This window comes from Candidatus Methylomirabilota bacterium (assembly GCA_028870115.1).
Taxonomy (GTDB): Bacteria; Methylomirabilota; Methylomirabilia; order Methylomirabilales; family Methylomirabilaceae; genus Methylomirabilis.
This window is the reverse complement of the sequence record JAGWQH010000091.1, coordinates 1-1,351: the sequence shown is the minus strand read 5'-3', so window position 1 is coordinate 1,351 and position 1,351 is coordinate 1. Positions and strand designations below refer to the sequence as shown.

Annotated in this window: 3 protein-coding genes and 1 pseudogene; all 4 read left to right on the top strand. The window is 54.4% G+C overall.

What is annotated here, in order from left to right; all coding sequences use genetic code 11:
• The first annotated feature begins 134 nt into the window (after positions 1–134).
• Positions 135–431, top strand: coding sequence for a DUF433 domain-containing protein (locus KGL31_10095; protein ID MDE2322248.1), 297 nt, complete (start codon positions 135–137; stop codon positions 429–431).
• Positions 428–787 carry a DUF5615 family PIN-like protein gene (locus KGL31_10090; GenBank protein MDE2322247.1) on the top strand — a complete coding sequence of 120 codons (360 nt, stop codon included), beginning with the start codon at positions 428–430 and terminating at the stop codon, positions 785–787. The genes KGL31_10095 and KGL31_10090 overlap by 4 nt, the downstream gene beginning before the upstream one ends.
• Before the next feature lie 144 nt (positions 788–931).
• Positions 932–1,246 carry a hypothetical protein gene (locus KGL31_10085; protein MDE2322246.1) on the top strand — a complete coding sequence of 105 codons (315 nt, stop codon included), beginning with the start codon at positions 932–934 and terminating at the stop codon, positions 1,244–1,246.
• Between the two features lie 36 nt (positions 1,247–1,282).
• A pseudogene (locus KGL31_10080) lies at positions 1,283–1,351 on the top strand (cephalosporin hydroxylase).

Genomic DNA, 1,351 nt, shown 5'->3' with positions numbered 1-1,351 from the left:
GTCGTCCCTTTTCCGCCTCTCCGCCCCACCGATAGTAAATGAGGTGCTGGCGGTGGGGATACAGGCGTGATACGCTAAGAAATAATGTTCAGCGTCAAGGGACGAGTGACGAAGTCGTTAGGAGGGTAGAAACCATGGCAACGGTCACTGATATTGGGACACTGATCGTAAGGTCACCGGACATCCGGGGGGGGCGCCCGCGGATCGCTGGGACAGGGGTCACGGTACGGCGTATCATAGGCTGGTACAAGTTAGGATTGACTCCGGAAGAGATAGCAGACCGGATTGGCCACCTGTCATTGGCACAAGTCCATGCGGCTCTCACGTATTATCACGCGAATCGAGAAGAGATCGAAACCGACATTGCCGCTGAGGAAAGTGAGGCTGATCACCTTGAGCGGGAGCACTTCCTTTCCCGAAAGAGTCAGTGACCGTCCGTCTATATGTGGATGAGGATGCGTTAGATAACAACTTGGTTTCGGCTCTGCGTGTACGCGGTGTAGATATCATCACCGCACGTGAGGCGGGCTTAATTGAGCAGAAGGACGAGGTACACCTGGAATATGCGACAGGGCAAGGTCGCACGTTGTTTTCCTTCAACGTAGGAGATTTCTATCGTCTACATGCCAGCTTTCTGAGAGAGGGCAAATCGCATGCGGGAATCATCCTCGCACGCCAGCAACACTACTCAGTGGGCGAGCAAATGCGCCGCCTCTTGAAACTCATTGCCACCAAGTCGGCTGAGGAAATGAGGAATCAGGTTGAATATCTCAGCGCTTGGGACTGATAGCAGCCATAGACACATGAGCGCCACTGCCATTCGTGTTGAAGGCTTGAGCAAGCTCTATAGGATCGGGCAGCGCGAGCGCTACAGGGCCCTACGCGACACCCTCACCGACGCCCTGTACGCCCCCCCTTCCGTGCCGGTTACATGAAACACGCTGGCGCCCAAGTTGATTTTGTAATCGACATCAATCCTTCGAAGCAGGGCAAGTTCCTAGCTGGGAGCGGCTTACGCGTGTCCTCACCCGAGGAAGCCATGGAAGCCCTAAACCCAGGCGACGAGATTATCGTGATGAATTCAAATTACCTGGACGAGATCACGGCGCAATCCGATAACCAATTCAAGTGTCTGACGAGCCTGTCCTGCAAACCCTCACATACCCTTCGACAAGCTCAGGGTGAACGGAATGGCTACCGAAAACATTGCCCTTTTCCCGTTCGTGCTGAGCCTGTCGAAGCATGAACGGAGGTTTGCCGGACAGGCTCTGACGTTCGATAATTCGAGATTGATAAGAGCATTGAGCACAAACTGCTCATCACCGTCGCCCCGGACGGCTATCTGAAGCGG

Bases quoted from the DNA above. Each gene is read 5' to 3' on its own strand.
- KGL31_10095 (MDE2322248.1), top strand. From the start codon at position 135: ATGGCAACGGTCACTGATATTGGGACACTGATCGTAAGGTCACCGGAC.
- KGL31_10085 (MDE2322246.1), top strand. From the start codon at position 932: ATGAAACACGCTGGCGCCCAAGTTGATTTTGTAATCGACATCAATCCT.